At 76.3% G+C, this 7,151-nt stretch carries 2 protein-coding genes; both read left to right on the plus strand.

Annotation, left to right across the window (positions count from 1 at the left end):
- Positions 1-4,117, plus strand: a 4,117-nt coding sequence (locus UWG_RS0121675; RefSeq protein WP_016909302.1) for a type I polyketide synthase, incomplete at its 5' end; no start/stop codon positions are given.
- 34 nt (positions 4,118-4,151) lie between these two features.
- Positions 4,152-7,151, plus strand: a 3,000-nt coding sequence (locus UWG_RS0121680) for a type I polyketide synthase (protein WP_016909303.1), incomplete at its 3' end; no start/stop codon positions are given.

A 7,151-nucleotide genomic window follows, 5' to 3' on the forward strand; every position in this document is an offset into this window, starting at 1 on the left:
GACGCCCAACATCTTCGTCGAGTTCAGCCGCCAGGGCGGGCTCGCACCGGACGGCCGGTGCAAGCCGTTCTCCGCGGACGCGGACGGCACCGGCTGGTCGGAGGGGGTGGGCGTGCTCCTCGTCGAGCGGCTGTCGGACGCCAGGCGGCTCGGCCATCAAGTCCTCGCCGTCGTACGGGGCTCGGCCGTCAACCAGGACGGCGCGTCCAACGGGCTGACCGCACCCAACGGGCCGTCGCAGCAGCGCGTCATCCGGGCGGCGCTCCGCCAGGCGGGCGTCGCCCCCGCCGATGTCGACCTCCTCGAGGCGCACGGGACGGGCACGCGGCTGGGCGACCCGATCGAGGCGCAGGCCCTCCAGTCCACCTACGGGCAGGGCCACACTCCCGCCCGCCCCCTCCACCTCGGCAGCCTCAAGTCCAACATCGGCCACACCCAGGCCGCCGCGGGCGTCGCCGGCCTCATCAAGGCCGTCCAGGCACTCCGCCACGAGACGCTGCCGCCCACTCTCCACGCCGACCACCCCACAGCCGAGATCGACTGGAGCCCGCGCACCCTCCACCTCCTCGCCCGGCCCCAGCCCTGGCCCCGCACCGGCACCCCCCGCCACGCCGCCGTCTCCTCCTTCGGCATCAGCGGCACCAACGCGCACGTCGTCCTCGAAGAAGGCGACCCGCCGCCCGCGCACACGCCGGCGCCGGAGTCGGGCCCGCCCGTACCGTTCGTCCTCTCCTCCCGCACCTCCGGGGCGCTGCCCGCTCAAGCGAGGGCGCTGCGCGCACACCTGGCGGCGCACCCGGAGCTCGCGCCGCAGGACGTGGCGCGGTCGCTCGCCACCGCTCGTTCGGCTTCCGCGCACCGGGCCGTGGTGGTCGCCGCCGACCGGGAACAACTGCTCGACGGACTCGACGCGCTCGGCGAGGGCCCCGACGCCGTCGCCCCCGCCTCGGTGCGGACCGGGACGGCGCGACCGGGGCGCACGGTGCTGATGTTCCCGGGGCAGGGTTCGCAGTGGGCAGGCATGGGCCGCGAACTGCTCGCGGAGAGCGAGGTGTTCGCCGCCTCGCTCCGGGAGTGCGAGGAGGCGCTGGCACCCTTCGTCGAGTGGTCGCTGCGGGACGTGCTCGCGGACGGCAGCGCCGCGGCGGCGCCCGTCGACGTCGTGCAGCCCGCGCTCTTCGCGGTGATGGTCTCGCTGGCGCGGGTGTGGCAGGACCTGGGAGTCCCCGTCGACGGGGTGGTCGGCCACTCGCAGGGCGAGATCGCCGCCGCCTGCGTCTCGGGGGCGCTGTCCCTCAGCGACGGCGCGCGGGTCGTGGCCACCAGGTCCCGGCTGCTCGCCGAACTCGCGGGCACGGGCGGGATGGTCTTCGTCGGCCTGCCCGTCGGCGAGGTGCGGCACCGCCTCGACGGCAGGTTCTCGCTCGCCTCGGTCAACGGCCCGGGCTCCGTCGTCGTGTCGGGACCCGAAGACGCGCTCGGCGAACTCGTCGAGTCCGCGCGGGCCGACGGCGTCCGCACCCGCCGGGTCGACGTCGACTACGCCTCGCACTCCCCCGCCGTCGAGGCCGTACGCGACCGCCTGCTGACGGACCTCGCGGGCGTGGCGCCGCGGGAGGGCGCGGTGCCGCTCTACTCGACGGTGACGGGCACTCGGCTGACCGGCAGCGAACTGGACGCCGGGTACTGGTACCGCAACCTGCGCGAGACGGTGCGGTTGGAGAGGTCCGTCGAGGCGCTGGCGGCCGACGGGTTCGGGTTCTTCGCCGAGTGCAGCCCGCACCCCGTACTCACCGTCGGCGTGCGCGAGACCCTCGACGCGCTCGGCGCCGAGGGAACGGTCCTCGGCTCGCTGCGGCGGGACGACGGCGGGACCGAGCGGATGCTCCGCTCCCTGGCGGAGGGGTACGTCGACGGACTGCCGGTCGACTGGCACCGGGCGCTCGGCGCCGGCGCGACCGTACCGCTCCCGACGTACGCCTTCCAGCACGAGCGCTTCTGGCTCGACGCGCCCCGACCCGCCGACGCAGCGGACGCGTGCGCTGCCGACTCGCGGTTCTGGGACGCCGTGGAGCGCGAGGACCTCGGGGAGCTGGCGGCCGAGCTCGGCGGGGACGACGGACTCGCCGAGGCGCTGCCCGCGCTCGCGGCCTGGCGCCGCCGCAGCAGGCGGCAGGCCGACCTCGACTCGTGGCGGTACGAAGTGGCCTGGCGCGCGCACCCGGTCCCGGAGGGACGCCCGGCGGGCCGCTGGCTCCTGCTGACCAGCCGCACGCCGGAGGCGGAGCGGGTGGGCTCCCTCCTCGCGGACCGCGGGCTGGAGTGCGTACCGCTGACCCTCGGCGCGGACGACGCCGACCGCGCCGCGCTCGCCGCCCGCCTCGACGGGGCGGCCTGCGGGCAGTACGCGGGCGTGCTGTCGCTGCTGGGCCTCGACGAGCGGCCGCACCCGTCGCTGCGGGGGCTGACGACGGGGCTCGCCCTGACGGTCGCCGCGGTGCAGGCGCTCGGCGACGTCGGCGTCGACGCCCCGCTGTGGGCGGTCACTTGCGGGGCCACGGACGTCGAGGAGGCGCCGCCGCACCCGGGCCGGCACCAGGTCTGGGGGCTGGGACGGGTCGTGGCCCTGGAGCACTCCGCGCGGTGGGGCGGCCTCGTCGACCTGCCCGAGGAGCCGGACGGTCCCGCCGCCGAGGCGCTCCTCGGCGTCCTGACCTCCGGCCACGACGAGGACCAGTGGGCGATCCGTGGCGGAGGGACGCGCGTGCGCAGGCTCGTCCGCGGCTCCCCCACCGCGGCGCGCGACCCGTGGCGTCCGGCGGGCACCGTCCTCATCACCGGGTCTTGCGGCTCGCTGGGCCCGCACCTCGCACGGTCGATGGCCGAACGCGGGGCGCCGCACATGGCCCTGGTGAGCAGGCGGGGGGCCGCCTCTCCCGGCGTCTCCGAACTCCTCGCCGAGCTGCGGGAGTCGGGCTGCCGGGCGGAGGCGTACGCCTGCGACGTACGGGACCGGGAGGGGCTGCGCACCGTGCTGCGGGACCTGGCGGACGCGGGCCGTCCGGTGACGACGGCGGTGCACGCCGCCGCCCACCTGGACATCGCCTCGCTGGAGTCGACGACGCTCGGCCACTTCGCGGAGGTGGTGGACGCCAAGGTCGCAGGCGCCGTCAACCTCGCCGAGCTCCTCGACCCGGAGCACCTGCGCGAGTTGGTCCTCTTCTCGTCGATCGCCGGGGTCTGGGGCAGCGCGGAACACGGCGCGTACGCCGCCGCCAACGCGTTCCTCGACGCCTTCGCGGAGCGCTGCCGCGCCGACGGCCTCCCCGTCACCTCGGTGGCCTGGGGCATCTGGGACGAGCGGATCACCAAGGACCGCACGGACGCCGACCTCGTCGTCCGCCGCGGGCTGCCGTTCCTCGACCGCGCCACGGCCTTCGAGGGCCTGTACCAGGCCATGGCGACCGACCGCGCCTTCCACGTGGTCGCCGACGTCGACTGGGCGCGCTTCGTGCCGGTGTTCACCTCCGTACGCCCCAGCCCGCTCCTCGCCGACCTGGCCGAGCCCGCCCGCGAGCAGGCACCGGGAGCGCCCGGCGCCGCCGAGGGCACCGGGCTCCGGGAGCGCCTGGCGGCCATGGTGCCGGCGGACCGCGAGCGCACCGTGCTCGACCTGGTGCGGCGGACCGGCGCCGTGGTGCTCGGGCGCGGCACGGACGAACGGCTGCCGGCCGAGCAGGAGTTCCGCCAGGCCGGCTTCGACTCGCTGCTCTCGGTCGACCTCCGCAACCGCCTCAACCGCGCCACCGGACTCGCGCTGCCGCCGACGCTCCTCTTCGACCACGCGACCCCGACCCGGCTCGCAGCCCGCCTCCTCGACGAACTCTCCGACCGCCGCGACGCGCCCGACCTCCTCACCCGGCTCGACCTGATCGGCACGGAGGCGCGGACGCTCCCGACGGAGGACGAGACGGTACGTCGGCAACTGGCGTCCCGCGCGGAGGCGTTGTTGCGCACCCTGCGCGGCGGTGCGGCCGACGAAGCGCGGGACCTGGAGTCGGTGGACACCACCGAGGAACTCCTGGACCTCCTCGACAGCCGGTACGGCGAATCGTGAACGGGCGGCGCACGGCGGACGGAAGGAGGCAGCGGTGACGCACGGCGGGCCGAGCAACGAGGAGCGCCTCGCGCGGCATCTGCGCACCATCAGCGGCGAGTTGGGCGCCGCTCGGCGCCGCGTCGAGGAGCTGGAGGGACGGCGGCGCGAGCCGATCGCCGTGGTGGGCATCGGCTGCCGCTACCCGGGCGGGGTGAGCAGCGCCGACGACCTGTGGCAGGTGGTCAGCGAGGCCCGCGACACCGTCTCGGGGTTGCCGAAGGACCGCGGTTGGGAGGTCGCGGGGCCCGCCCCCGCGCACCCGGACGCGCCCGGACGCAGCCGCACCGCCTCCGGTGGGTTCCTCCACGAAGCGGCCTGGTTCGACGCGGAGTTCTTCGGGATCTCGCCGCGCGAGGCCCAGGCGATGGACCCGCAGCAGCGGCTCCTCCTGGAGACGGCGTGGGAGGCGGTGGAGAACGCGGGGATCGCCCCCGACTCCCTCCGCGACAGCCCCACGGGCGTCTTCACGGGCTCCAACATCCAGGACTACTCGCACGTGCTCGCCGCGGCACCGGGAGCGGCCGAGGGCCACGTCGTCACCGGCACGACCGGAGCCATGGTCTCCGGCCGGCTCTCCTACACGCTCGGCCTCAACGGCCCGTCCGAGACGATCGACACGGCCTGCTCGTCGTCGCTCGTGGCGCTGCACACGGCGGTGCGCGCGCTGCGCGAAGGAGAGTGCACCGCCGCGCTCGCGGGCGGTGCCACGGTGTTGACGACGCCGCGCGCGTTCGGCGAGTTCAGCAGGCAGCGGGTGCTCGCCCCCGACGGCCGGTGCAAGGCGTTCGGTGCCGACGCCGACGGCTTCGGACTCGGGGAGGGAGCGGCGATGCTCTTCCTGGAGCGGCTGAGCGACGCGCACAGGCTCGGCCACCCGGTGCTCGCCGTCGTCCGGGGCTCCGCCGTCAACTCCGACGGGGCTTCGAACGGCATCACCGCGCCCAACGGCCCCTCGCAGGAGCGCGTCCTGCGGGATGCGCTGGCCGCCGCCGAGGTGCCCGCCTCGGAGGTCGACCTCGTGGAAGCGCACGGCACGGGAACGAAGTTGGGCGACCCGATCGAGGCCCGCGCGCTGATGGCGGTGTACGGCGCGGCCCGGGCCCCGGACGCGCCGCTCTGGGTGGGCTCGGTCAAGTCCAACCTCGGGCACACACAGGCAGCCGCCGGGGCCGCCGGCGTCATCAAGGCCGTACTCGCGTTGCGGCACCGGGTGTTGCCGCCGACCCTGCACGCCGACGTACCGACGCCGGAGGTCGACTGGTCGGCGGGTACCGTCCTGCCCCTGACGGAAGCGCGCGCCTGGACGTCCGCCGGCCGGCCGCGGCGGGCGGCGGTCTCCGCCTTCGGCATCAGCGGCACCAACGCCCACCTGATCGTCGAGGAGGCGCCTCCGGCGACGGTCCACGACACCCCGGCGCCGGACGATCCGCCCCTCCTCCCCTGGCTGTTGTCCGCGCACTCGGCCGAGGCGCTGGCGGACCAGGGCGACCGGCTGCTCTCGTGGTGCGCCCGCCGGCCGGACGCCGCGCCGGGCGACGTCCCGCGGGCGCTGCTCGCCTCCCGCGCCACCTTTGCGCACCGCGCGGTGGTGCTGGCGGACGGCGCGAGGCCGCCGCGCGCCGCGCTCCGCGCGCTCGCGGCCGGGGAGCCCCACCCCGACCTCGTACGCGGCCGGGCGGCCGAGCCCGGTCGGCCCGCGTTCCTGTTCCCCGGGCAGGGGAGCCAACGCCCGGGCATGGGCGGAGAGCTGTACGCGCGGTTCCCGGTCTACGCGGCGGCCTTCGACGCGGCCTGCGCGGAGTTCGACGCGCACCTGCCCCGGCGGCTGCGCGAGGTCGTCCTCGCCCGCGCGGGAACCGCCGAGGCGGCGCTGCTGGACCGTACCGAGTTCGCACAGCCCGCGCTCTTCGCCGTCGAAGTGGCGCTCTTCGCGCTGCTGGAGTCGTGGGGGGTGCGGCCGGTGAGGCTGCTGGGGCACTCCGTCGGCGCGCTCGCCGCCGCCCACGTCGGCGGGGTGCTGTCGCTCGCCGACGCCTGCGCCGTCGTCGCCGCCCGCGGCCGCCTGATGCAGGCGCTCCCGAGCGGGGGCGCGATGGCCGCGCTCCAGGCGGCGGAGGACGAGGTCGTCCCGCTGCTGCGCGGCCGGGAGGACCGCGTCGGCCTCGCGGCGGTCAACGGGCCGCGGTCGGTCGTCGTGTCGGGGGACGAGGACGCGGTCGCCGAAGTCTGCGCCCACTGGCGGGAGGCGGGCAGGCGGGTCAAGCGGCTCAACGTCAGCCACGCCTTCCACTCGCCCCGCATGGACGGCATGCTCGACGACTTCCTCGGCGTCACCGCCTCCGTCGAATGGCACGAGCCGACGATCCCGCTCGTCTCCGACACGACCGGAGCGCCGGCCGGCGCCCGGGAGTGGGCCGACCCCCGCTACTGGGTGGACCACGTCCGCAGGACCGTCCGCTTCCACGACGGGCTGGAGGCGCTCCGCGCGGACGGCGTCACCGCCTTCCTCGAACTCGGCCCCGACACCGCCCTCACCGGCGTCGCGGCGGACAGCGGCCGAGGCACCGACGTGCACGTCGCCTGCCTGCCGCGGGGACGGCCCGAGGCGCACTCCGTGCTGACAGCGCTCGCCCGGCTGCACTGCCACGGCGTCACCCCTGCGTGGAACGCACTCCTCCCCGGTCGGGGCCGCCATTTGGATCTGCCGACCTACCCCTTCCAGCGGGAGCGGTTCTGGCTGGAGCCGGAAGCCCGTCCCCGCGCCGCCGAGGACGACCGGTTCTGGTCGCTCGTCGACTCCGCGCCCGAAGCGCTGGCCGCGGAGCTCGGCGTGGCGGCCGACGCCGAACTCCCCGCCGTGCTGCCCGCGTTGCGCCGCTGGCGGGACGGCGCGGCCCGGCGCACCGGCACGGACGCGTGGCGGTACGGCGTCGCCTGGCGTCCGGTGCCGCCCGCCGACGAACCGTCGCTCACCGGGACGTGGCTCGTCGTC

The sequence above is a fragment of the Streptomyces xiaopingdaonensis genome (assembly GCF_000262345.1).
In the GTDB taxonomy this organism is placed as follows: Bacteria; Actinomycetota; Actinomycetes; order Streptomycetales; family Streptomycetaceae; genus Streptomyces; species Streptomyces xiaopingdaonensis.